Annotated in this window: 21 protein-coding genes and 1 tRNA gene; 17 read left to right on the top strand and 5 right to left on the bottom strand. The window is 64.9% G+C overall.

Annotation, left to right across the window (positions count from 1 at the left end; genetic code table 11):
• Positions 1-116: 116 nt before the first annotated feature.
• The 3 genes from ACWYRN_RS24305 to ACWYRN_RS24295 all read right to left on the bottom strand — a co-directional run bounded on the left by ACWYRN_RS24305 (position 117) and on the right by ACWYRN_RS24295 (position 2,441).
• Entirely contained in the window at positions 117-704 is a 588-nt protein-coding gene (locus ACWYRN_RS24305) for a TetR/AcrR family transcriptional regulator (protein ID WP_488690357.1), read from the bottom strand.
• A gap of 95 nt (positions 705-799) precedes the next feature.
• Positions 800-1,438, bottom strand: coding sequence for a CatA-like O-acetyltransferase (locus ACWYRN_RS24300; RefSeq protein ID WP_488690356.1), 639 nt, complete (start codon positions 1,436-1,438; stop codon positions 800-802).
• A gap of 220 nt (positions 1,439-1,658) precedes the next feature.
• A complete protein-coding gene (locus ACWYRN_RS24295) occupies positions 1,659-2,441 on the bottom strand; it encodes a 3-hydroxybutyrate dehydrogenase (RefSeq protein ID WP_488692882.1) in 783 nt (260 codons plus the stop codon).
• A gap of 146 nt (positions 2,442-2,587) precedes the next feature.
• Between ACWYRN_RS24295 and ACWYRN_RS24290 the strand changes: the two genes are divergently transcribed.
• The 7 genes from ACWYRN_RS24290 (at position 2,588) to ACWYRN_RS24260 (ending at position 11,466) form a co-directional block, all read left to right on the top strand.
• Entirely contained in the window at positions 2,588-3,466 is an 879-nt protein-coding gene (locus ACWYRN_RS24290) for an alpha/beta fold hydrolase (RefSeq protein ID WP_488690355.1), read from the top strand.
• 38 nt (positions 3,467-3,504) lie between these two features.
• On the top strand, positions 3,505-3,855 hold the full coding sequence (locus tag ACWYRN_RS24285) for a RidA family protein (protein ID WP_229436620.1): 351 nt from the start codon (positions 3,505-3,507) through the stop codon (positions 3,853-3,855).
• Between the two features lie 3 nt (positions 3,856-3,858).
• Positions 3,859-6,096, top strand: a complete 2,238-nt coding sequence (locus ACWYRN_RS24280; RefSeq protein WP_488690354.1) for a RelA/SpoT family protein — start codon at positions 3,859-3,861, stop codon at positions 6,094-6,096.
• A 131-nt stretch (positions 6,097-6,227) separates the two neighbouring features.
• On the top strand, positions 6,228-7,037 hold the full coding sequence (locus ACWYRN_RS24275; protein ID WP_488690353.1) for an MlaE family ABC transporter permease: 810 nt from the start codon (positions 6,228-6,230) through the stop codon (positions 7,035-7,037).
• 4 nt (positions 7,038-7,041) lie between these two features.
• Positions 7,042-7,971 carry an MlaD family protein gene (locus tag ACWYRN_RS24270; RefSeq protein ID WP_488690352.1) on the top strand — a complete coding sequence of 310 codons (930 nt, stop codon included), beginning with the start codon at positions 7,042-7,044 and terminating at the stop codon, positions 7,969-7,971.
• Positions 7,968-8,600 carry a hypothetical protein gene (locus tag ACWYRN_RS24265; RefSeq protein ID WP_488690351.1) on the top strand — a complete coding sequence of 211 codons (633 nt, stop codon included), beginning with the start codon at positions 7,968-7,970 and terminating at the stop codon, positions 8,598-8,600. The genes ACWYRN_RS24270 and ACWYRN_RS24265 overlap by 4 nt, the downstream gene beginning before the upstream one ends.
• 79 nt (positions 8,601-8,679) lie before the next feature.
• Complete coding sequence (locus tag ACWYRN_RS24260) at positions 8,680-11,466, top strand: bifunctional diguanylate cyclase/phosphodiesterase (protein WP_488690350.1); 2,787 nt, start codon at positions 8,680-8,682, stop codon at positions 11,464-11,466.
• Between the two features lie 19 nt (positions 11,467-11,485).
• On the opposite strand, the gene ACWYRN_RS24255 is transcribed toward ACWYRN_RS24260, so the two are convergent.
• Complete coding sequence (locus ACWYRN_RS24255) at positions 11,486-12,502, bottom strand: NAD(P)/FAD-dependent oxidoreductase (protein WP_488690349.1); 1,017 nt, start codon at positions 12,500-12,502, stop codon at positions 11,486-11,488.
• Between the two features lie 69 nt (positions 12,503-12,571).
• A complete protein-coding gene (locus ACWYRN_RS24250; protein ID WP_488690348.1) occupies positions 12,572-13,513 on the bottom strand; it encodes a cation diffusion facilitator family transporter in 942 nt (313 codons plus the stop codon).
• A gap of 145 nt (positions 13,514-13,658) precedes the next feature.
• On the opposite strand from ACWYRN_RS24250, the gene ACWYRN_RS24245 reads away from it, so the two are divergent.
• The 10 genes from ACWYRN_RS24245 to ACWYRN_RS24200 all read left to right on the top strand — a co-directional run bounded on the left by ACWYRN_RS24245 (position 13,659) and on the right by ACWYRN_RS24200 (position 22,965).
• A tRNA-Val gene (locus ACWYRN_RS24245) sits at positions 13,659-13,735 on the top strand.
• 261 nt (positions 13,736-13,996) lie between these two features.
• Positions 13,997-15,907: a threonine--tRNA ligase gene (thrS, locus tag ACWYRN_RS24240; RefSeq protein ID WP_488690347.1), complete on the top strand. Its 1,911-nt coding sequence runs from the start codon at positions 13,997-13,999 to the stop codon at positions 15,905-15,907.
• Positions 15,908-15,994: 87 nt separating this feature from the next.
• Positions 15,995-16,465 (top strand): translation initiation factor IF-3, encoded by a 471-nt coding sequence (infC, locus tag ACWYRN_RS24235; RefSeq protein WP_488690346.1) that lies wholly within the window; start codon positions 15,995-15,997, stop codon positions 16,463-16,465.
• A 418-nt stretch (positions 16,466-16,883) separates the two neighbouring features.
• On the top strand, positions 16,884-17,081 hold the full coding sequence (gene rpmI / locus ACWYRN_RS24230; protein ID WP_026354218.1) for a 50S ribosomal protein L35: 198 nt from the start codon (positions 16,884-16,886) through the stop codon (positions 17,079-17,081).
• A 20-nt stretch (positions 17,082-17,101) separates the two neighbouring features.
• The gene (gene rplT, locus ACWYRN_RS24225; protein ID WP_192052139.1) at positions 17,102-17,461 is read left to right on the top strand and encodes a 50S ribosomal protein L20; all 360 of its coding nucleotides are present in this window, start codon (positions 17,102-17,104) and stop codon (positions 17,459-17,461) included.
• A gap of 130 nt (positions 17,462-17,591) precedes the next feature.
• Positions 17,592-18,608, top strand: coding sequence for a phenylalanine--tRNA ligase subunit alpha (pheS, locus tag ACWYRN_RS24220; protein WP_290424309.1), 1,017 nt, complete (start codon positions 17,592-17,594; stop codon positions 18,606-18,608).
• Positions 18,609-18,789: 181 nt separating this feature from the next.
• Positions 18,790-21,231, top strand: a complete 2,442-nt coding sequence (pheT, locus tag ACWYRN_RS24215) for a phenylalanine--tRNA ligase subunit beta (protein ID WP_488690345.1) — start codon at positions 18,790-18,792, stop codon at positions 21,229-21,231.
• 156 nt (positions 21,232-21,387) lie between these two features.
• Entirely contained in the window at positions 21,388-21,741 is a 354-nt protein-coding gene (locus tag ACWYRN_RS24210; RefSeq protein WP_229436605.1) for an integration host factor subunit alpha, read from the top strand.
• Between the two features lie 7 nt (positions 21,742-21,748).
• Positions 21,749-22,153: a MerR family transcriptional regulator gene (locus ACWYRN_RS24205; protein ID WP_229436604.1), complete on the top strand. Its 405-nt coding sequence runs from the start codon at positions 21,749-21,751 to the stop codon at positions 22,151-22,153.
• Positions 22,154-22,332: 179 nt separating this feature from the next.
• On the top strand, positions 22,333-22,965 hold the full coding sequence (locus ACWYRN_RS24200; RefSeq protein WP_005667428.1) for a response regulator: 633 nt from the start codon (positions 22,333-22,335) through the stop codon (positions 22,963-22,965).
• Position 22,966: the final 1 nt, after the last annotated feature.

Below are 22,966 nucleotides of genomic sequence, written 5' to 3'. Positions count from 1 at the left end.
TGATGACCATCATATTTTGGGGCAAATGTAGGGTGGGTACTTGTACCCACCATGGGTATCCATTCGTTGTCGCATGTGGATGGTGGGTTCGAGAACCCACCCTACGCGTTGTTAGCTCAGGCCGGCGCCTTGTCGTATTGCGCCAGCAGGGCGTCGCGCGACGCTTGCAGCAGGCCGCCGGCCTCGTCGCCGAGCGTGCGCGCCAGTTGCAGGGTGCCGACCAGGGTGCTGGCGATCACCTGCGCCTGCGCCTCGGGAGCGCCTGGCGGCAGCGCCTGGCGCACGCTGGCAATCAGGCCCTGCACGCGGCGGCGCGAGGCGGCCAGCACGTCTTCCTGCTGGCGGTGCATGTCGGAGCCGAGGGCGGCCACCGGGCAACCCAGCTCGGCGGCGGCAACGTGGGCTTCGCTCAGGTAGCCTTCGACCAGGGCGCGCAAGGGGCTTACGCCTGCTTCGCGCCCGAGTGCGATGCGCCGTGCAAGGACCTTGGCGCTGCCCGCGCCGGCATGGTCGAGCGCGGCGGCGAGCAGGGCGTCGCGCGACTTGAAGTGGGCATAGAAGCCGCCGTGGGTGAGGCCGGCTTCTTTCATCACCTCGGCCACGCCGACGCCGCCATAACCATGGCGGCGTACGGCGCGGGCAGCGGCGTCGAGGATGCGCTGGTGGGACAGCTCGCGCCGGGTTTGCTTGGATTCGGTGTTCATGGTGGCTGACGCTCAATATGATGGCTTTCATATTATGATCATCATATTTCCGAGTCAAGCGGAATGTGCGCGCCGCGTGCCGGCGCTTCCTTGAATCAGGCCATGAAGCCTTCCAGCTCGGCGGCGATCTGCTGCGCCAGCTGGTGGATGTGGTAGCCGTCGACGAAGCCGTGGTGGGCCTGCACCGAGAACGGGAGCGCCAGGCGGCCGTTCGGTCCATCCTTGAACTTGCCCCAGGCCAGCGACGGGATGTCGGGCGAACCAAGCGTGGCGGCCGGATGCTTGATCGAGGTGAAGTCGAGCCAGGGTATGCAGGTAATGAAGACCTGGTCCTTCACCTGGCGTGGCGACAGGCCGGCATAGGCATTGTTCAGTTCCAGCATGGCGCCGGCCTGGTCGCGCGCGGCCACACCGCGCCGCACGAATTCGCGCAAGTCGTCGGACCAGTCGAACAGGGCGAAATTCAGGTCGTGGTGCTGGTTGGTGACGGTGAACGAAGGCATCAGGCGGTCGATCTCGATGACCTCGCCCTCGAACACGCGGTAGCGGAAGTTCGGAATCGCCAGCACCGAGCGCAGCACGGCGCACAGCAGCACGTGGAAGGGCGGCAGGCCCTGCGCCTTGCACCAGGGCCGGAAGTCCGGCAGGTCCATCGTGAAGCAGAGGTTGACCGCGGGGCTGTCCATGCGGTCGAAAAGGTCGAAGCGGTCGCGCCGCCGTTCAAAGTGCTGCATGCTGGTTCTGCTGTGGTATCGAAGGGCAGAATTGTCGCATACCCGTAGGGTGGGCACAGGTGCCCACGCGGGATCATCACATGCACGAATGCGGCACAAACCGGCGTCGTGATGCATGCATCCCGGCTTCGGTTTCGTTCGCCGATGATCAGTCGATGAGACCGCGTGGGCTCGAGAGCCCACCCTACAACAGCAACATCATCCCCGCATCGTCACGGACTTACTGCGCGGCCCAGCCCCCATCCATGTTCCACGCCACACCGCGCACCTGGGCGCCGGCCGGCGAGCAGAAGAACACCGCCAGCGCGCCCAGTTCGTCCGGCGTGACGAACTCGCCCGACGGCTGCTTCTCCGCCAGCAGCGCGCGCTTCGCCTCGTCGTTCGACACACTCTCGCGTGCGGCGCGGTCGTCGACCTGCTTCTGCACCAGCGGCGTCAGCACCCAGCCCGGGCAGATCGCGTTGCAGGTCACGCCGGTCTGTGCGGTTTCCAGCGCCGTGACCTTGGTAAAGCCCACCAGCCCGTGCTTGGCCGCGACATAGGCCGACTTCTGGCTTGATCCCACCAGCCCGTGCACCGAGGCCAGGTTGATGATGCGGCCCCAGTTCTTCGCCTTCATGCCGGGCAGGGCCAGGCGCGTGGTGTGGAAGGCCGAGGTCAGGTTGATGGCGATGATGGCGTCCCACTTCTCGACCGGGAAGTCCTCGACCGGCGACACGTGCTGGATGCCCGCATTGTTGACCAGGATGTCGACGCCGCCGAACTTGTCGGATGCAAACTGCATCAAGGCCGCGATCTCGGCGGGTTTCGACATGTCGGCGTTGTGATAGCCGGTCTGGACGCCGAACTCCTGGCCGACGTCGGTGTACAGCTTTTCGATCTGCTGGGCGTCGCCAAAGCCGTTGAAGACGATGTTCGCGCCCTGTTCGGCCAGCGCACGGGCGATGCCGAGGCCGATGCCCGAGGTGGAACCGGTGACGAGTGCCGTTTTACCGCTTAACATCTTTGCGCTTGCAAGTGCATTCATGCTGCCCTCTTTAAAGTGGTGTTCAAGGTGCCTGCTCGGAATTGGTAGAATTCTAATCGCACTGCCAGCTAAAATGTCGGTTGCGGCTGAACAGGCAGACAATATTGCATCATGGAGGCGGGATGAGCGAAGCGAGGATCAAACATGTGCAGTGCAGCTCGCGGGCTGGCTTGCACCGCATCGCCTACAAGGAGTGGGGCGACCCGGCCAATCCGCGCGTGCTGGTCTGCGTGCATGGCGTGACGCGCGTGGCCGACGATTTCGACGCCCTGGCGCGCGACCTGAGCGATACCTACCGCGTGGTCTGCCCCGACGTGGCCGGCCGCGGCCGTTCCGACCACCTGCGCGACCCGCAGCTGTACGCGGTGCCGCAGTACGTGGCCGACATGGTCACGCTGATCGCCCGCATTACGGCAGGCAGCGAGGACAGCCGGGTCGACTGGTTCGGCACCTCGATGGGTGGCCTGATCGGCATGGTGCTGGCCTCGCTGCCGGACACGCCGATCGCCAGGCTGGTGCTGAACGACATCGGCCCGGTGCTCGACGAAGCCGCGATGCGCCGCATTGCCAACTACATCGGCCAGGACCTGCGCTTTCCGGACTTCGAATCCGGCGCGCGCTTCGTGCGCGATGTGTCAAGCTCGTTCGGTCCGCACTCCGACGAGGAATGGCGCAAGCTGGCCGCCGACGTGCTGCGCCAGGCGCCGAACGGCGAATGGGTGCGTCACTACGACCTGGCGCTGGCCGAGCCCTTCAAGGCCGTCACCGCCGCGCGCGCCGAGCTGGGCCAGGCGGCCCTGTGGCGCGCTTTTGACGCGATCCGGTGCCCGACGCTGCTGGTGCGCGGCGAACTGTCCGACCTGCTGTCGCACGCCACGGCGCAGGAAATGACGACGCGCGGCCCGCGTCCGCGCCTGGTCGAGTTCCCCGGCGTCGGCCACGCGCCCACCTTCGTGCATGCCGACCAGATCGCGCTTGCACGCGAATTTTTACTTGGCTGAGGTTCATCCGACGCCCCACGTTCTAGAAAGAGAAGAAGATGGAAATTACCCGTTACCACGTCGGCAAACGCCTCTCCGAAACCGCTGTCTACAACGGCACCGTGTACCTGGCCGGCCAGATCGCCGAAGACACCACCCAGGACATCGAGGGCCAGACGCGCGAAGTGCTGGGCCACGTCGACCGCCTGCTCACCGAAGCCGGCAGCGACAAGACCTGCATCTTGATGTGCCAGATCTACATCGCCGACATGGCCCACTTCGCCGGCATGAACGCGGTCTACGACGAGTGGGTCGCGCAGGGCCACACGCCGCCGCGCGCCACCGTCGAATCGAAACTCGCCAACCCGGCCTGCCTGGTGGAGATCGTCGTCACCGCCGCGCTGCGCTAAACGATGGTTTCCACCGCCGCCCTCGGCGACGCCACCACCCAGCTGGTCCAGGGCCTCAGTCCCGAGGAATGCGCACGCGTGCAGCATGCGCTCGACTACGCCGCGGCCGCCTACGGCGAACGCACGCTGGCGTCGCACCAGAACGCCTTCGAGTTCTCGCTGGGCGTGGCCGGCACGCTGGCCTATTTGCGCAGCGACGCCGAGACGCGCATCGCCGGCCTGCTGTTCGAGCTGGCGATGTTCGACCCGGCCATCGTCGAGACGCTGGAGCAGCTGTTCGGCAGCGAGGTGGTGACGCTGGTGCGCGGCGTGCAGCAACTGATCCGCCTGCGCGACCTCACCGTGGCGCAGCCGGTACTGGGGCGCGGCAAGAACGCGGCCCAGGAAGCGGCGGCGCACATCGAAACCCTGCGCAAGATGCTGCTGGCCATGGCGTCCGACATGCGCGTGGTGCTGGTGCGCCTGTCGTCCTGCGCCACCATGCTGCGCTGGTTCGCAGAACAAAAACGCTTCGACGACACCACCCGCGACTACGGCCGCGAGGTCATGGACTTGTATGCGCCGCTGGCGAACCGCCTCGGTATCTGGCAGCTGAAGTGGGAGCTGGAAGACCTGTCGTTCCGCTTCCTGCAGCCGGACACCTACAAGCGCATCGCCAAGATGCTGGAAGAAAAGCGCATGGCGCGCGAAGGCTTCGTGCAGTCCTCGATCGACCGCCTGGAAGGCGAGTTGAAATCGGCCGGCATCAAGGCCGAGGTCAGCGGGCGCCCAAAACACATCTACAGCATCTGGAACAAGATGCGCGGCAAGGAACTCGATTTCTCCGAGCTCTACGACGTGCGCGCCTTCCGCGTGATCGTGCCCGACGTGAAGACCTGCTACTCGGTGCTGGGCCTGGTGCACAACATCTGGACCCCGATCCCGAAGGAGTTCGACGACTACATCTCGCGTCCGAAGCCGAACGGGTACCAGTCGCTGCACACGGTGGTCACGGCCGAGGACGGGCGTCCGCTGGAAGTGCAGATCCGCACCCAGGAGATGCACAACTTCGCCGAGTACGGCATTGCTGCGCACTGGCGTTACAAAGAGTCGGGCGGCTCCAACTTCAAGGGCGAGAAGTACGACGAAAAGATCGCCTGGCTGCGCCAGCTGCTGGCCTGGAAGAGCGACGTCGCCGACGCCGTGGCCGGCGAGGACGTGCAGAAGGAGTGGGTCGAGAAGCTGAAAGCCACCACGCTCGACGACCGCATCTTCGTGCTCACGCCGCAGGCGCGGGTGCTGGAACTGCCGGTCGGCGCCACGCCGATCGACTTCGCCTACCACCTGCACAGCGAGGTCGGCCACCGCTGCCGCGGCGCCAAGATCGACGGCGCCATGGTGCCCCTGAACACCCCGCTGCGCAACGGCCAGACCTGCGAGATCATCACGGCCAAGGGACCGGCCGGCAGCGCCGGACCCTCGCGCGACTGGCTCAGTCCCGAGTACACGGTCAGCAGCCGCACGCGCTCGAAGATCCGCGCCTGGTTCCATGCGCTCGATCTGGCCGAGACCCTGGCGCAGGGCCGGGCGCTGGTCGAGAAGTCCCTGCAGCGCGAGGGCAAGACGGCGGTCAACCTGGAAGCGCTGGCGCACAAGCTGGGCTTTGCCAAGGTCGACGATCTGTTCATCGCGGTCGGCAAGGAGAAATTCAGCCTGCGCCACGTGGAAGCGGCGCTGCACGACGCCGTGGAAGCGCCGCCGCTGGAGGACGCGGCGGTCGTCAACAAGAGCCGCGCCTCGAGCGTGGAGCAGGGCGCCAAGTCCGGCGTGCTGGTGGTCGGCACCGAAGGCCTGATGACGATGCTGGCCAAGTGCTGCAAGCCGGCGCCGCCGGACCCGATCGTCGGTTTCGTCACGCGCGGCAAGGGCGTGTCGATCCACCGCCAGAGCTGCAAGAACTTCGCCGAAATGCGCAGCAAGGCGCCCGAGCGCGTGATCCAGACCGCATGGGGCACGCTCGGCAGCGAAACCGTCTACCCGGTCGACATCTTCATCCTCGCCAGCGACCGCCAGGGCCTGCTGCGCGACATCTCGGAGGTGTTCTCGCGCGAGAAGATCAACGTGACGGGCGTGAACACGCAGACCACGAAAGGCCAGGCGCGCATGGTCTTCACCGCCGAATTGGGTTCCACCAGCCAGCTGCAAAAAGCGCTGGCCGCGATCGGCGAGGTCCCGAGCGTGCATGAAGCACGCCGGGCGTAGGGTGGGGGCCGCGATGCCGGGGCCTCGAGGCCGAGCGTGCCCACGCGGAAGCGTGAAGGGCCAGCGGCCGTGCAAACGGTCGGGCCTGCGGCCCACGATCTCGCCATGTGCGCGTCTCCGGGGCTGATCGCATGATCCGCCGCACCGTCAACCTCGCCACCCGCCCCAGCCTCTGGGGCGCCGCCTTCGTGCGCTACCTGCGCAGCTGGTGGTACATGTTCCACCTCGGCGCCATCGCCCTGGTCACTGCCCTTACGCCGTCGAGCTACAACCGCGCCAGCCGCCACGCCACCGCCTACTACGTCTACACCGGCACCTGGAAGGTCCTGCCCTGGTTCACGCTGCTCTCGGCCCTGATCAGCCTCGTCATCATCCGCATCGTGCTGGTGACCGCGCTCAGCTACGGCCTGTCGCGCTATGCGCTGGAAATGGTGGTGCGGGTGCTGGTGCTGGAACTGATCCCGCTGTCGGCGGCCCTGTTCGCCGCCCTGCGCGCCGGCATGGCCTTCGACTCCTCGATCCTGGGCCTGGCGCGCGCCGGCCTGCCGACCGACGCCATCACCACGGAGGCCCTGCGCCGCCTGCGGCGCGACCTCGTTCCCCAGCTGTTCGCCAACGCCTTCTCGGTGCTGAGCCTGGCCATGGTCAGCTCCACCATCGTGCTGGTGCTGGCCTACCTGAACGTCTACGGCCTTTCGCCCTGGGGCCTGCCCGACTACACCCGTACCGTCGGCCGCGTGTTCGAGCCGGTGGTGACGATCGGCTTCGTGCTCAAGACCGTGCTGTTCGGCCTGGCGGTGGCCGTGATCCCGACCGCCGCCATCCTCGAACTGCAACGCTACCCGCGGCGGCTGGCCTCGAACGTGCAGCCCGGCGCGCTGCGCCTGCTGTTCGTGCTGCTGCTGATCGAAGGCTCCTCGCTTGCCATCAAATACATCTGAGACCATGACCGACACCCTACAAGACGAACCGGCCCACGTGGAAACCAAGGCGATGATCCTGCTGGCGGTGGTGGCCGCGCTGATCATCGGCTTCGTGGTGTACGTGATGTACGCGCGCGGCGTGTTCGAGCCGACCCAGAAGCTGGTGCTGGAAACCGACAACTCCGAAGGCGTCATTCCCGGCATGGACATGACGTTTGCCGGCTTCCCGATCGGACGCGTGCGCCTGGTCGACCTGGGCGCGGACGGCAAGGTGCACATCGTGATCGACGTCTCGAAGGGCGACGCGAAATGGCTGCGCACCTCCAGCGTGTTCACCCTGGAGCGCAGCGTGGTCGGCGAGACCCGCATCCGCGCCTTCAGCGGCGTGCTCGACGACCCGCCGCTGCCCGACAACGCCATCCGCCCGGTGCTGCGCGGCGACGTGACGGCCGAGATTCCGGGCCTGGTGGCGACCGCCCGTTCGCTGCTGAACAACCTGGAGAACCTGACCGCCGACGGTTCCGCCATGAGCGGCAGCCTGGAGAACATCCAGGCCATGACCGGGCGCCTGTCCGGCAAGTATGGATTGCTGAGCGGCGCCCTGGGCGACGACGAGGCCAGCAAGTTCGTCCAGACCCTGCAGCGCCTCGACACGCTGCTGGCGAAAACCGACCAGCGCCTGTACGGCAAGAAGGGCATGGTCGAGGATGCCCAGGCAGCCGTGGTCGAGCTGCAGGGCGTGCTGCAGGACGCGCGCGGCACGCTCAAGAAAGTCGATGCGGTGCTGATCGAGGCCCAGGCCGTGGGCTCGAATGCGCGCGTGGCCACCGAAGACCTGGGCGCGCTGCGCGGCGAGGTCGACGCCAGCCTGCGCAAGGTGAACCGGCTGGTCGACGAGATCAACCGCAAGTGGCCGTTCGGCCAGGCGAAGCAGGAGATCAAGCTGCCATGAAGATGCCCCTGATCCTGGTTGCACTGGCGCTCGCCGGCTGCGCCAGCCAACCGGCGCCGCCGAGCTGGCAGGCCGACGCGAAGGACGCGCTCGACGGTTTCACCGATGACTACCTGCGCGGGAACAGCGCCGCCGCGAACGCCGAATTCGCGCGGGCGCGGCGCGAGACCGCCAGCACCGGGCAGCCGGCGCTGGTGGCGCAGGTGGAGCTGGTGCGCTGCGCCACGCTGGCGGCCAGCCTCGAGTTCGACGATTGCCCGGGCTTTGCGGCGCTGGCGCCGGACGCCACGGCGCAGCAGCGCGCGTATGCGGCATATATCGGCGGGCGCTGGGAAGGGCTGGATGCGGCGGCGCTGCCCGAGCAGCACCGGCCGGTGGTGGCCAGCGGTTCCTTGAAGGGCGTGGCCGATCCCCTGGCGCGCCTGGTGGCGGCCGGCGCCCTGTTCAAGGCAGGCAGGATCACGCCGGCCGATATCGAGGCGGCCACCGATACCGCGTCGGAGCAGGGCTGGCGCCGCCCCTTGCTGATGTGGCTGGGCGTGGCGCAGGGGCGGGCACAGGCGGCAGGCGATGCGGCGGCGCTGGAGCGGATCAGGCGGCGCATCGCGCTGGCGTCGGGCGAGCGCTGAAGCCGCTGCGCCGTGGCTGGCGCGGAACGAACGCGGCCTTTATTCGCCTGGCATCTGCTAGACTGGCCGCATGGCCACCATGAGCGTTTCCAGCATCAAGCGGGCGCGTGCCCTGCATCCAGCGACGATCGCCACCCTGTTGTGCGGCGTGGCCCTCAGCTGCCTGTTGTTTGCCATTCTCCAGGCATCGGAACATGCCCGCAACGACTTCGATGTCGACCGCCGGGTGCAGGCGCGGGTGGCGGCGGTGGCGCGCAGCTTCGACGATGCCGCCGAAGCGATGCGCGCCATCAACCTGCTGCTTGGCTCGACCGCGCAGGTCGACGACGCACAGTTTGCCCGCTTTGCCGCGCCCCTGGCCGGCGCCCATCCCTACATCCAGGCCCTGGCCTTCTACCGCTTCGTGCGCGCCGACGAGCGCGACGCCTACGAGGCGGCGCGCCGCGCGCATTGGCCCGACTTCCGGATCCGCGAGCGCCGCGGCGCCGGCTTCGAGCCTGCCGCGGTGCGTCCCCTTTACCTGCCGCTCGACAAGATCATTCCCGAACCTGTCGAACACATCGCGCACGGCTACGATATCTGGGCCTTCGGTCCGCACCGCACGCTGGTCGAGCGCACGCTGGCGCGCAAGGACTGGACCGCCAGCGGCTTGGTGCCGCTGATCGAACCGAAGGGCGGGCACGGCATCGTGATTGCCATGCCGCTTGCCGGCGACGGCAGGGGCGCCGGACCGGACGGGGCCGAGGGCGTGACCGAGGTGGTGATCGACGTGGCCAGCCTGATCGAGCAGAAACTGCTGAGCGCGAATCTGCTGCGCCACCGCGGCGTCGAGGTGGCGCTGGCGGGCCAGGTCGACGGCAAGGCCACGATGCTGGAAGTCGCGCGCTACGGCCATGCCGTACCCGACGAGCCGGCCTGGTGGGGCAAGCTGCTGGGGGCCCACCTGGTCGAGCGCAGCCAGCGCTTCGACGTCTACGGGCAAAGTTGGGAGCTGCGGGCGCGCGCCCGCGAAGCGGCGGCGGTCCACCTGGGCTCGAGCGTCCTGCTGGTGCTGAGCCTGGTCTGCACGCTGGCGGTGACCGCCTACGTGCATGCCAGTGTCACGCGGCGCCGGCGCGTCGAGCGCCTGGTGGAATTGAGCACGGCCGACCTGCGGCGCACCTCGGAGACCATGCGCCTGTATTTCCGCGCCATCGATGCCAGTGCCAGCGGCGTGATCCTGGTCGACGCCACCCGGCCCGGCTATCCGATCGAATACGTGAATCCGGCCTTCATGCGCATGCGCGGCTATGGCAGGGACGAACTGAACGGGCGCCGGCTCGACGAGCTGATCGCCGGCCTGCCCGAGCAGGCCGCCGTGCACGAGCTGCAGAACACCATGCGCGAGGAGCGCGAAGGCCACGCGCTGCTGCGCCTGCGGCGCAAGGATGGCAGCGAGCTGTACGCCGAGGTCTACGTGGCGCCGGTGCACGGCGCCGACGGCCGCACCGAGCATTTCGTGATCACCGAATACGATGTCACCACCGCCAAGCGCTACGAGGCCGAGCTGGAACACCGGGCGCGCTACGACGCCCTGACCGGCTTGCCGAACCGCGCCTTGCTGGGCGACCGCATCGAGCGCGCCGTGGTGTTCGCCGGCCAGCACGGGCGCCAGGGCTGGGTGGTGGCGCTCGATCTCGACCACTTCAAGTACGTCAACGACAGCCTCGGGCACCCGGCCGGCGACCGCGTGCTGCAGCAGGCCGCCCGGCGCATCACGGCGGCGGTGCGGCCGGCCGACACGGTGGCGCGCACCGGCGGCGACGAATTCGTGCTGATGCTGATCGAGCGCAACGGCGAAGACCAGGTGATGGCGACCGTGGACGCGGTGCTGCGCGCCGTCGGCCAGCCGTTCGAGGACGAGGGGCGGCGCTTCCACCTCAGCTGCAGCGCCGGCATCGCCGCGTTCCCGACCGACGGGCGGGATGCCGAGACCCTGGTCAAGCATGCCGAGATCGCCATGTACCGCGCCAAGGAAGCCGGGCGCGACACGGCGCGCTTCTACCTGCCGGGCATGAACGAGCGCGTGGGCGAGCGCCTGGCCCTGGTCGACGCCATGCGCGTGGCCCTGGCCGGCAACCAGTTCGAGCTGCATTACCAGCCGCAGATCCTGCTCGCCACCGGCCGCGTGATCGGGATGGAGGCGCTGATCCGCTGGCGCCATCCGGAACTGGGCATGATGCGCCCGGATCGCTTCATCGCGCTGGCCGAGGACACCGGCCTGATCGTGCCGATCGGCGCCTGGGCCCTGCGCAGCGCCTGTGCCCAGGCCGCCGCCTGGCAGCGCGCCGGCCACGGCGCCTTGCGCGTGGCAGTCAACCTATCGTCGCGCCAGTTCCGCGAAACCGGGCTCGCCCCCCTGATTGCCGACACCTTGCGCGCGACCGGCCTCGATGCCGCCTGCCTCGAGCTCGAGTTGACCGAGAGCCTGGTGATGGACGAAGTGGAGCGCGCGATCGCGACCATGGGCGAGATCAAGGCGATGGGCGTGCAGCTGGCCATCGACGATTTCGGCACCGGCTATTCGAGCCTGGCCTACCTGAAGCGCTTCCCGGTCGACGTGCTGAAGATAGACCAGTCGTTTGTCCGCGACATCGAGACCGACGCCGACAGCGCCGCCATGGTGGGCGCCATCGTCTCGCTCGCCCACGACCTCGGCATGCGCGTCATCGCCGAAGGCGTGGAAACGGCGCCGCAGCGCGACTTCCTGCATGCGCGCGGCTGCGACGAAGTCCAGGGCTACCTGATCAGCCGGCCCTTGCCGGCGGCGGAATTCGAACGCATGCTGGAGGGCAGGCGGGCGCCGCTTCCGGCCAGGCAGGGCTAGCGCCGCCGCGGCGCCTGGTTCAGGCGGCGCGCGGTTGTTGTTGGCCGGGTTGCCGGCCGTCCTGCTGCTGCTGCTGCTGCTGCTGCTGCGCCGGGCGCAAGGCCCAGGGCAGGGCGTTGTGGATGGCCGTTGCCGCAATCGCCGCCTGGCCGGCCGCCACCGCGATCTGGTTCAGGCCGCGCACCACGTCGCCGATCGCATACAGCCCCGGCACCTTCGTGCGCCCGTGGTCGTCGACCACCAGCTTGTCGCATTCGGCCGTCTCGGCGCCCAGGTCGGCCGCCAGCTTGGAGCGCGCCGATTCGCCCAGCATCGGGTAGAACACGTCGAACTCGCGGCTCGCGCCATCGGCGGTATTGAGCACCGGCTTCATGTCGTCGGTGAGCGTCACGCCCAGCAGCGGCGACTCGACGTACTTCACGCCGGCCGCCTCGATCTGGCGGCGCTCGTCGTCGTTCAGCATCGATTCCTCGCTGCGGTCGAACAGGGTCACGTCGGCGCTGAACGAGCGCATGAAGAGGGCGTGCCCGACCGGGTTGGTTTCGGACGTGACTACGGCGATGCGCGTGTCCATGACGTCGTAGCCGTCGCAGACCGGGCACAGGCGCACGGCGCCGGCCGCCACCGCCTCGTGCCAGCGCTCGACCGGCAGCCCGGCATCGGCGACGCCGGTGGCGAGCAGCACGGTCAGCGCGCGGATCGGGCGGACCTTGCCGTCGTCGTCGAGGTAGTCGCCGACAAAGATACCGTCTTCCAGGCGCAGGCCGGTGATTTCGCCATGGCGCACCTCGCCGCCATAACGCTTCAGTTGTTCGGTGAGATTCACGAGGAGCTGTCCGCCGGGCACGCCTTCCGGAAAGCCGGGATAGTTGTGCGAGACGGGAATCAGGCACAGGCGGCTATTGCCCTTGTCGACCACCACGATGTTGCGCGTGAAGCGGCGCAGGTAGATGGCGGCGGTCAGCCCGCCGGGGCCGCCGCCGATGACCAGGGTGTCGAAGACGTGCTCAGTAAGATGCTCAGTAATATCGTCCATGCACCGATTATCACGAAGCGCAAGCGCGCCTTCTATCGGCGTGCGCACCCAGCCGGAGTCGGAGGATACTTACACTGCCTGCAAGGGCTTGCCGTCCAGCGCTTCCGGCTGCAGGGTCACGTGGTCGATGCCGTGCCTGGCCAGCAGCATTTCCTTCATGCGGCGCAGCACGATCGGCCATTCGCCCAGGTCGGCGATTTCCAGGTGGCCGATGAGGGCAGGGTGGCCGGGCGACATGTCCCATACGTGCAGATCGTGCACCGACAGCACGCCCTCGACCGCGGCCAGGTCGGCGCCCACCTGCAGATAATCGATCCCGTGCGGCACGCCTTCCATCAGGAAGTGATAGGACTCGCGCAGGATGCCGACCGTGGACTTGAGGATCAGGAGCGACACGAAGATCGACAGGATCGGGTCGATCCGCACCCAGCCGGTAAAGTAGATGATGGCGCCGGCGGCGATCGCCGCCACCGAGCCGAGCAGATCGCCCATCACGTTGACCAGGGCCGCGCGCGTGTTGATGCTCTCGGTGTCGCGCGAGAGCACCCAGGCCACCGCGATGTTGATGCAGGCGCCGAGGGCGGCGACGATCAATACCACGCCGCCCTGCACCGGTTCCGGGTGGGTCAGGCGCTGCACCGCCTCGTAGACGATCCAGGCAACCAGGGCCAGCATCGCCAGGCAGTTGACGAAGGCGGCCAGCGCCTCGGCGCGCACGAAGCCGAAGGAATGGCGGCTCGAGGGCGGGCGCTTGGCGATCAGTTGCGCCAGCAGGGCCAGGCCGAGGGCGGCGGCATCGGTCACCATGTGGCCGGCGTCGGAAATCAGGGCCAGCGAATTCGACACGAAACCGGTCACCACCTCGACCACGGCGAACAGCAGCGTCAGCGTCAGGGCAAAGGCCATCGCCTTCTGGCTGCGCGCCTCGATGTAGTGGCCATGCTGGGCATCGCCGTCGAGGTGGGCGTGCAGGTGTTCGGAAGTCGGCGGTGCGGCGTGCTGGGAAGGCATGGCTGATGCTGTGGGTTCAACGACTGGCAAGTGTAATGGATATCGGCCTGGACGGAAGCAGGGCGCTCCTTACGGCATCGCAGAAATACTTAATTCCGAACAACCCTTGCGCGGTCGGCGCGCGGCCCCTATAATGCTCCTCATTGGGCGGTTAGTTCAGCTGGTTAGAATACTTGGTCGACATCCAAGGGGTCGCAGATTCGAATTCTGCACCGCCCACCAGAATACAAAGACAGTGCGGGGAACTCCGGTTTTCCGCTCTTGTCGTCACAGTAAGAGCGAGAAAGGCACAAACGGTTATGACACCGCGAACTACAACCTGGTTGTGGGGGAATCGCTAGACGCGGTACGGTGGCCTTTTGCTCGAAGAAACTCGACAACACTGAAGATAACGCGCCTGGTGCGCGTTTTTTTTCGTCCCGACTTTTTCAGTTTCAAATTTATCAATGTTAGCAGGCGCATCAGGCGCCATTGGAGATCAAAATGTTGAATGTGCGACTTCCGGACGGCTCCAGCCGTCAATTCGAAGGACCGGTCACTGTCGCCCAGGTGGCCAGCAGCATCGCTACCAGCCTCGGCAAGGCTGCCCTGGCCGGCAAGGTCAACGGCAAGGTGGTCGACACCTCCTTCCTGATCGAGCAGGATGCCAACCTGGCCATCGTCACGGACAAGGATCCCGAGGGCCTGGACGTCATCCGCCACTCGACCGCCCACCTGCTGGCGTATGCGGTAAAAGAGCTGTTCCCGGAAGCCCAGGTCACCATTGGCCCGGTCATCGAGAACGGCTTCTACTACGACTTCTCGTACAAGCGCCCATTCACCCCGGAAGACCTGCAAGCCATCGAAAAGAAAATGGTCGAGCTGGCCAAGAAGGATGAGCCGGTCACCCGCAAGGTGCTGCCGCGCGACGAAGCCGTGGCCTATTTCAAGTCGATCGGCGAAGACTACAAGGCCGAGATCATCGCCTCGATTCCGGCCAACGAAGACGTGTCGCTGTACTCGGAAGGCGGTTTCACCGATCTCTGCCGGGGCCCGCACGTGCCTTCGACCGGCAAGCTGAAAGTCTTCAAGCTGATGAAGCTGGCCGGCGCCTACTGGCGCGGCGACTCGAAGAACGAAATGCTGCAGCGCGTGTACGGCACCGCCTGGACCAAGAAGGAAGACCAGGAGCAATACCTGCACATGCTGGAGGAGGCGGAAAAGCGCGATCACCGTAAACTCGGCAAGCAGCTCGATTTGTTCCACTTCCAGGAAGAAGCGCCGGGCCTGATCTTCTGGCATCCGAAGGGCTGGACCGTCTGGCAGCAGGTCGAGCAGTACATGCGCAAGACTTACCAGGTCACCGGCTACAACGAAGTCAAGGCCCCGCAGATCCTGGACGTCACCCTCTGGCAAAAGACCGGCCACTGGGGCAATTATCGCGACAACATGTTCACCACCGATTCGGAGAATCGTTCGTACGCGCTCAAACCCATGAACTGCCCGGGCCACGTGCAGATCTATAACGCCGGCATGAAGAGCTATCGCGATTTGCCGCTGCGCTACGGCGAATTCGGCCAGTGCCACCGCAACGAGTCCTCGGGCGCGCTGCACGGGCTGATGCGCGTGCGCGGCTTTACCCAGGACGATGGTCACGTGTTCTGTACCGAAGAGCAGATTGCGCCGGAAGTGGTTGCCTTCCACGCCCAGGCGATGAAGGTCTACGACGATTTCGGCTTCGACAACATCGACGTCAAGATTGCCCTGCGTCCGGATAACCGCATCGGTTCCGACGAAGTCTGGGACCAGGCCGAGGAAGCGCTGCGTTCGGCGCTGCGCGGCTGTGGCGTGGAGTGGACGGAGCTGCCGGGCGAGGGCGCCTTCTACGGTCCGAAGATCGAGTACCACCTGAAGGATAGCCTCGGCCGTCCATGGCAGGTCGGCACCATGCAGGTCGACTTCTCGATGCCGGGCCGTCTCGGCGCCGAGTACGTTGCGGAAGGCAATTCGCGCAAGGTGCCGGTGATGCTGCACCGCGCGATCGTGGGCTCGATGGAGCGCTTCATCGGCATCCTGATCGAGAACTACGCGGGTGCGCTGCCGCTGTGGCTGGCTCCGGTACAAGTGGCCGTTCTCAACATTTCTGACGCACAGGCAACGTATGTGAAAGAGGTGGAAGCACGCTTGAAGGCAGCCGGCCTGCGCGTTCACGCTGATTTGCGGAACGAGAAGATTACCTATAAAATACGTGAGCATTCCGTCCAAAAACTGCCATACATCCTGGTAGTTGGCGACAAGGAACGCGAAGCAAACACCGTGGCCGTGCGTGCACGGGGCAATGTCGATCTGGGCGTGATGTCCGTCGATGCCCTGCTGGAGCGCCTCCTGGGCGAGGTTTCCTCCAAAGCCAAATAACGCCGGCCGGTCATTCAGACATTAAAAGGAAACAACATAGCTACTGACAAGTCGCATCGCATCAATGGCGAAATTACTTACCCGGAAATGCGTCTCTCCGGGGTGGACAACGAGCCGCTGGGCATTGTGAGCCTGGCTGAGGCATTTCGTCTGGCCGAGGAGAAAAACGTCGACCTGGTGGAAATCGCGCCGAACGCGAATCCACCGGTCTGCCGCCTCATGGATTACGGCAAGTTCAAGTATTCCGAGCAGAAGAAGGCCCACGAAGCCAAGCTGAAGCAGAAGATCATCCAGGTCAAGGAAGTCAAGTTCCGTCCGGGTACCGATGAGGGCGACTACAGCATCAAGCTGCGCAACCTCATCAAGTTCCTCGACGACGGCGACAAGACCAAGATTACGCTGCGCTTCCGCGGCCGCGAAATGGCCCACCAGGACATCGGCTTCCGCATGCTTGAACGTCTGAAGGGCGACCTCGAGCCGTATGGCCAGGTCGAGCAGTTCCCGAAGATGGAAGGCCGCCAGATGATCATGATTATCGCGCCTAAGAAGAAGAAGTAATTCTTTCGCGTTGGTCTAGCCAGGCCGAGCCCGGCGCCGCAGTGTGAGCTGCAGCGCCGGGCTCGGCTTTGTTCGTTTGTGCGATGGGTTGTTCGTAGGGTGGGCACTTGTGCCCACGCTGTCGTACTCATGCATGCCGCACATCATCGCCGCAGGGTCGATCGGCCGGCATGTGAGAACGTTTCGATAACTCATCCGTGCCATACCGCGTGGGCACAAGTGCCCACCCTACAACGGCCATTACTACCGCTACACTAATCAACACTCCTGTGCTAGAATCTGCGGTTCCTGTTTTTCGAAGCAGGTTGTAGTGGGTCCAGCACTCGCTGCAAAACAAGTGAAAGTAGGCATCTAAGAGCAGCGTCGCTGCCACCTGCAATCCTGTTACATATGAGGCTGTCCGCGAGGACAGATGACTATGCCAAAAATGAAAACCAAAAGCAGCGCGAAGAAGCGTTTTCGCGTGCGTCCGGGCGGTACTGTCAAATCGGGTATGGCGTTCAAGCGTCACATCCTGACCAAGAAGACCACCAAGAACAAGCGCCAGCTGCGCGGCACCCGTAACATCAATGCGTCGGACGTGACCAGCGTCTACCGCATGATGCCATCTGCTTAATCTCACACTAAGGAGCGAATATGCCTCGAGTAAAACGTGGGGTTACTGCACGTGCCCGTCATAAGAAAGTTCTTGCGCTTGCCAAAGGCTACCGTGGCCGCCGCAGCAAGGTATTCCGTATTGCCAAGCAAGCAGTCATGCGCGCTGGCCAGTACGCCTACCGCGACCGCCGCAACAAGAAGCGCGTCTTCCGCGCACTGTGGATCACCCGTATCAACGCAGCATCGCGTTCGCACGGCATGACCTACAGCGCTTTCATGAACGGCCTGAAAAAAGCCGCGATTGAACTGGACCGTAAAGTCCTGGCCGACATGGCCGTGCACGACAAGCCGGCGTTCGCCGCGATTGTCGCTGCCGTCCAGGCCAAGCTGGCTGCTTAATAGCATCCCAGTTTGCAAGACCAGCCCTGCGGTGACGTAGGGCAGAGAGCGGGGCGGGGGTTGAATAAGCCCTCGCCCCGTTTTTGATTGTGGCGTCTCCCGCCACCCAAAAACAGGAAAAGAACAAAGCATGAACTCGCTGGAAGAACTCGTCGTCGTCGCAGGGACCGATTTCGCCGCTGCCCAGGATGCAGCCGCGCTGGAAAACGCAAAAGCGAAATACCTCGGCAAAACCGGCCAAATTACCGAACTGATGAAGGGTCTCGGCAAGCTCGACCCTGAACAGCGCAAGGCGCAGGGCGCCCTGATCAATGCCGCCAAAGAAAAAATCGAAAAAGCATTGACCGCGCGCCGCGACGACCTGGCGAACGCCCAGCTGATGCAGCGCCTGAACGCCGAGTCCATCGACGTCACCCTGCCGGGCCGTGGCCGCTCGGTCGGCGGCATCCACCCGGTGATGCGCACCTGGGAACGCGTCGAGCAAATCTTCCGCTCGATCGGCTTCGACGTGGCCGACGGCCCGGAAATCGAAACCGACTGGACCAACTTCACTGCCCTGAACAGCCCGGAAAACCACCCGGCGCGTTCGATGCAGGACACCTTCTACATCGAAGGCCAGGACAGCACCGGTAAACCGCTGCTGCTGCGTACCCACACCAGCCCGATGCAGGTACGTTACGCGCGCACCCACACGCCGCCGATCAAGGTCATCGCGCCAGGCCGCACCTACCGCGTCGACAGCGATGCCACCCACTCGCCGATGTTCCACCAGGTCGAAGGCCTGTGGATCGGCGAAGACATCTCGTTCGCCGACCTGAAGGGCGTCTACCTGAACTTCGTGAAGGCCTTCTTCGAGACCGACGATCTGCAGGTGCGCTTCCGTCCGTCCTACTTCCCGTTCACCGAACCGTCGGCCGAGATCGATATCGCCTTCGGTTCCGGTCCGCTGAAGGGCCGCTGGCTGGAAGTGTCGGGCGCCGGCCAGGTGCACCCGACCGTGGTGCGCAACTTCGGCCTGGACCCGGAAAAATTCATCGGCTTCGCGTTCGGCTCCGGCCTCGAGCGCCTGACGATGCTGCGTTATGGAATCAACGACCTGCGCCTGTTCTATGAAGGCGATCTCCGCTTCCTGAAGCAGTTCAACTAAATAGGCCTCATAAACCTACTGCGCGTTGCACTTTCGGTCTCCGCCGCCAAGGCGATAGCTCGCTGTACTAAAGTACAGCTCCGCTTCTCAACCGAAATTGCTGCCGCTCGCTACGGTTTCTGAGACCTATTTAAGACAGAAGAAAACCTGATAAATAGCGCAGCTACAAGGTAAAAAGATTATGCAATTCTCCGAAAACTGGCTCCGTTCCCTGGTCGATCCGAAAATGAATTCGGACGAACTGGCCCACCTGCTGACCATGTCCGGTCTCGAAGTCGAGGAAGTGGAAGCCGTCGCGCCGCCGTTCTCGAACGTGGTGGTGGCGCACGTGGTGGAAGTGGCCAAGCACCCGAACGCCGATCGCCTCAACGTCTGCCAGGTCGACGTCGGCACTGGCACCCTGCTGAACATCGTCTGCGGCGCTCCGAACGTGCGCGCCGGCATGAAGGCGATTTGCGCCAAGGCCGGCGCCGTGCTGCCGCCTGGCGCCGACGGCAAGCCTTTCGAGATCAAGGTCGGTAAACTGCGCGGCGTCGAGTCGCAGGGCATGATGTGCTCGGCCAAGGAACTGAAGATTTCGGAAGAAAGCAGCGGCCTGATGGAGTTGCCGGAAGATGCGCCGGTCGGCGCCAACATCCGCGACTACCTCGGCCTGAACGACCTGAAGTTCACCATCAAGCTGACCCCGAACAAGGCGGACTGCCTGTCGGTGCTGGGCGTGGCGCGCGAAGTGTCGGCACTGACCGGCTCGCCGCTGTCGCTGCCGAGCGCGCGCGCGGTCAGCGTGAATACCGACGAAGTGCTGCCGGCCAAAATTTCCGCCCCGGACCTGTGCGGCCGCTTCACCGGCCGCGTGATCCGTGGCCTGAATGCACGCGCCGCCACCCCGGAATGGATGAAGCGCCGCCTGGAACGTTCGGGCCAGCGCTCGGTCTCGGCACTGGTCGACATCTCGAACTACGTCATGCTCGAGATCGGCCAGCCGTCGCACGTGTTCGACCTGAGCAAGATCCACGGCGCCATCGATGTGCGCTGGGGCAAGAAGGGTGAAACCCTGAAGCTCCTGAACGGCAACACCATCGAAGTCGACGAGTGGGTCGGTGTGATTGCCGACGACAAGGAAATCGAATCGCTGGCCGGCATCATGGGCGGCGACTCCACCGCCGTCACGCTCGACACCACCGACGTCTACCTGGAAGCCGCTTTCTGGTGGCCGAACGCCATCCAGGGCCGTGCCCGCAAATACAATTTCTCGACCGATGCCTCGCACCGCTTCGAGCGCGGCGTCGATTTCGCCCACACGGTGGAAAACATCGAGCGCATCACCGCGCTGATCGTGGAAATCTGCGGCACCGCCGATACCAAAGTCGGTCCGGTGGACGACCAGGTCGTGAACCTGCCGCAACGCCAGCCCGTCGTGCTGCGCACCGCGCGCGCAGCGAAGGTGATCGGCGTGGCCGTCACCGACGAAATGATCGCCGACATCTTCACCCGCCTGGGCCTGCCGTTCACCCACCAAGTGGACGAAAACGGCGCAGGCCAGTTCTCGGTGACTGCGCCATCCTACCGTTTCGACATCGAGATCGAGGAAGACCTGATCGAGGAAGTCGCGCGCGTGTATGGCTTCGAGAACATTCCTGCGAACCCGCCGGTGGCCCCGTCGGCCATGCTGATCGAGCCGGAAAACACCCGCTCGCTGTTCGCCGTGCGCCACCAGCTGGCCGACCTCGGCTACCAGGAAGTCGTCAACATGAGCTTCGTGGAAAGCGCGTGGGAAGCGGACTTCGCCGGCAACGACGCACCGATCAAGCTGCAGAACCCGATCGCCAGCCAGATGAGCGTGATGCGCTCGACCCTGATCGGCGGCCTGCTGGCCAACGTGCGCTATAACCTGAACCGCAAAGCCGGCCGCGTGCGCGTGTTCGAAGTCGGTGCCATCTTCAAGCGCAACGAGGCAGTTGCCGACGGCCCGCTGGCCGTCGCCGGTTTCGAGCAGCCCAAGCGCGTGGGCGCGATCGCCTACGGCCCGGCCGTGGACGAGCAGTGGGGCGTGGCCACCCGCGCGGTCGACTTCTTCGACGTGAAAGCCGACCTGGAAGCCCTGTTCGCGCCACGTGTGGTACGCTTCAATAAGGCTGAGCACCCGGCGCTGCATCCGGGCCGCTGCGCAACCGTCGAGCTCGATGGCGAGAATGTCGGCTTCATCGGCGAACTGCATCCGCGCTGGCTGCAGAAGTACGACCTGCCGCAGGCGCCGGTGCTGTTCGAGGTCGATGCCGCCGCGCTGACGGCGCGCGTGGTGCCGGGCTATACCGAGATTTCGAAGTTCCCAGGCGCCACCCGCGACCTCGCCCTGGTCGTGAAACAGGACGTGCCGGCCCAGGCCGTGCTCGACAGTTTCAGCGCCGCAGCAAGCGCTCACCCGAACGGCAAGATCTTGCAAGCCGTTGTTTTGTTTGATGAATACCGCGGCAAGGGGCTGGAGGCGGACGAAAAATCGCTTGCTTTCCGCTTTAGCTTGCAAGATACTCAATCGACATTGCAGGACGATGCCGTGGAGGCCTTGATGGCTGCCGTGGCTGAGGCCGCAAAAGAAAAACACAGCGCAAAACTGCGCGGGTAATTGAAAGCATCGCGGCGTCATTGCGGCCATACCGCATGAACGCTGCGATTACTTCGTCCAAAACGTTTGATCTGAAGGCAGGGCTTCAAAATTAATAATAACGACGTTGATACGGCCGTATTCCAGGAGGCACTGGCGGCCGACCTGCATCGTGCGATGCAAGTGGCACGGGTACGGAAGGAAGCCGAACGCGACCTGCCGACCCTGACCAAGGCCGAACTGGCCGAACTGCTGTTCGAGCAGGTCGGCCTGAACAAGCGCGAAGCCAAGGACATGGTCGAAACCTTCTTCGACGAAATCCGTAACGCGCTCGAGCGCGGCGAGGCCGTCAAGCTGTCGGGCTTCGGCAACTTCCAGTTGCGCGACAAGCCACAGCGGCCGGGCCGCAATCCGAAAACCGGGGAAGAGATCCCGATCACGGCGCGCCGCGTCGTGACTTTCCACGCCAGCCAGAAACTCAAGGGCATGGTCGAAGAGACCAGCCCGGCGTCGCTGGCGCGCGCTGCCTGAGTGAGCCATGAACGACCGTCCGAACAAGAATGAACTCGCCGCGCTGCCGCCGATCCCGGCCAAGCGCTATTTCACGATCGGCGAAGTCAGCGAATTGTGCGGGGTCAAGCCGCATGTGCTGCGCTACTGGGAGCAGGAATTTACTCAGCTGAAGCCTGTCAAACGACGTGGTAACCGCCGCTACTACCAGCACCACGAAGTGTTGCTGATCCGGCGGATCCGCGAGTTGCTGTACGAGCAGGGCTTCACCATCAGCGGCGCCCGCAACCGTCTCGACAACCGCGCCAGCGACCTGGCCGGCGGCATCGAGCAGGTAGAGGTCGAGGAAGCGCCGGCGGTCGATACCGCCAAGCTGCGCGAAGACCTGCTCGGCATCCTCGCGTTGCTGAAAGACGGCCCGCGGCCGGCATAAGACAAGGCGCAATCGGGAGCAGGGCACAGTTCACACTCAGGCATTCGTGCGCCTGTTGTACTGGGGCGTGGGAGTGCTAAAATGTTACATGCGCTTAGCTCATCCAACGCATGACAGCCGGGGCGCGAAAAAAAGTTCGCACGGCTCTTTCCTGTGCCAGGAAAATTTAAGGGAAGACAATGATACGCGTTGCCATTTGTGACGATCACCAGATAGTTCGAGCAGGTTTCAAACAGATTTTCTCGTCGTCCGGCGATTTCGAAGTCGTCGCCGAGGGCGCCACCGGTCGTGAGGCGCTCGATATCGCCCGTCGCGAAATTTGCGACGTGCTGCTGCTCGACATCGCCATGCCCGACCAAAGCGGGATCGATATCCTGCGCACCATCCGCCAGGGCCAGCCGAACCTGCCGGTGCTGATTCTCTCCGGCTATCCGGCGCAGCAATACGCGCTGAATCTGTTCAAGATGGGCGCCAACGGCTACCTGAACAAGGAATGCGAAGCCGACGAACTGAAGACCGCCGTGCGCACCGTTTACCAGGGCCGCCGCTACGTCTCGTCCACGGTCGGCGAACTGCTGGCCCAGAGTTTCGACCGCGACCCGAACACCGCGCTGCACACCGAGCTGTCGGACCGCGAGTTCCAGGTCTTCCTGCGCCTGGCCAAGGGCGCGACCGTGTCCGATATCGGCAATGCGCTGTCGCTGTCGATCAAGACCGTGTCCACCTACCGCACGCGCATCATGGAAAAGATGGGCCTGCAGTCGAACAGCGACCTGACGTATTACGCCATGAAAAACAACCTGCTCGACTGAG

Source organism: Massilia sp. BAP21 (assembly GCF_057801335.1).
The sequence above is the reverse complement of the archived record's forward strand: the minus strand, read 5'-3'. Positions and strand labels throughout refer to the sequence as shown.

Bases quoted from the DNA above. Each gene is read 5' to 3' on its own strand.
- pheT (WP_488690345.1), top strand. From the start codon at position 18,790: ATGCAATTCTCCGAAAACTGGCTCCGTTCCCTGGTCGATCCGAAAATG.
- ACWYRN_RS24265 (WP_488690351.1), top strand. From the start codon at position 7,968: ATGAAGATGCCCCTGATCCTGGTTGCACTGGCGCTCGCCGGCTGCGCC.
- ACWYRN_RS24285 (WP_229436620.1), top strand. From the start codon at position 3,505: ATGGAAATTACCCGTTACCACGTCGGCAAACGCCTCTCCGAAACCGCT.
- ACWYRN_RS24260 (WP_488690350.1), top strand. From the start codon at position 8,680: ATGAGCGTTTCCAGCATCAAGCGGGCGCGTGCCCTGCATCCAGCGACG.
- ACWYRN_RS24290 (WP_488690355.1), top strand. From the start codon at position 2,588: ATGAGCGAAGCGAGGATCAAACATGTGCAGTGCAGCTCGCGGGCTGGC.
- ACWYRN_RS24275 (WP_488690353.1), top strand. From the start codon at position 6,228: ATGATCCGCCGCACCGTCAACCTCGCCACCCGCCCCAGCCTCTGGGGC.
- ACWYRN_RS24255 (WP_488690349.1), bottom strand. From the start codon at position 12,502: ATGGACGATATTACTGAGCATCTTACTGAGCACGTCTTCGACACCCTG.
- ACWYRN_RS24210 (WP_229436605.1), top strand. From the start codon at position 21,388: ATGCAAGTGGCACGGGTACGGAAGGAAGCCGAACGCGACCTGCCGACC.
- pheS (WP_290424309.1), top strand. From the start codon at position 17,592: ATGAACTCGCTGGAAGAACTCGTCGTCGTCGCAGGGACCGATTTCGCC.
- ACWYRN_RS24295 (WP_488692882.1), bottom strand. From the start codon at position 2,441: ATGTTAAGCGGTAAAACGGCACTCGTCACCGGTTCCACCTCGGGCATC.
- thrS (WP_488690347.1), top strand. From the start codon at position 13,997: ATGTTGAATGTGCGACTTCCGGACGGCTCCAGCCGTCAATTCGAAGGA.
- ACWYRN_RS24270 (WP_488690352.1), top strand. From the start codon at position 7,042: ATGACCGACACCCTACAAGACGAACCGGCCCACGTGGAAACCAAGGCG.
- infC (WP_488690346.1), top strand. From the start codon at position 15,995: ATGCGTCTCTCCGGGGTGGACAACGAGCCGCTGGGCATTGTGAGCCTG.
- ACWYRN_RS24250 (WP_488690348.1), bottom strand. From the start codon at position 13,513: ATGCCTTCCCAGCACGCCGCACCGCCGACTTCCGAACACCTGCACGCC.
- rplT (WP_192052139.1), top strand. From the start codon at position 17,102: ATGCCTCGAGTAAAACGTGGGGTTACTGCACGTGCCCGTCATAAGAAA.
- ACWYRN_RS24200 (WP_005667428.1), top strand. From the start codon at position 22,333: ATGATACGCGTTGCCATTTGTGACGATCACCAGATAGTTCGAGCAGGT.
- ACWYRN_RS24300 (WP_488690356.1), bottom strand. From the start codon at position 1,438: ATGCAGCACTTTGAACGGCGGCGCGACCGCTTCGACCTTTTCGACCGC.
- ACWYRN_RS24205 (WP_229436604.1), top strand. From the start codon at position 21,749: ATGAACGACCGTCCGAACAAGAATGAACTCGCCGCGCTGCCGCCGATC.
- ACWYRN_RS24305 (WP_488690357.1), bottom strand. From the start codon at position 704: ATGAACACCGAATCCAAGCAAACCCGGCGCGAGCTGTCCCACCAGCGC.
- rpmI (WP_026354218.1), top strand. From the start codon at position 16,884: ATGCCAAAAATGAAAACCAAAAGCAGCGCGAAGAAGCGTTTTCGCGTG.
- ACWYRN_RS24280 (WP_488690354.1), top strand. From the start codon at position 3,859: ATGGTTTCCACCGCCGCCCTCGGCGACGCCACCACCCAGCTGGTCCAG.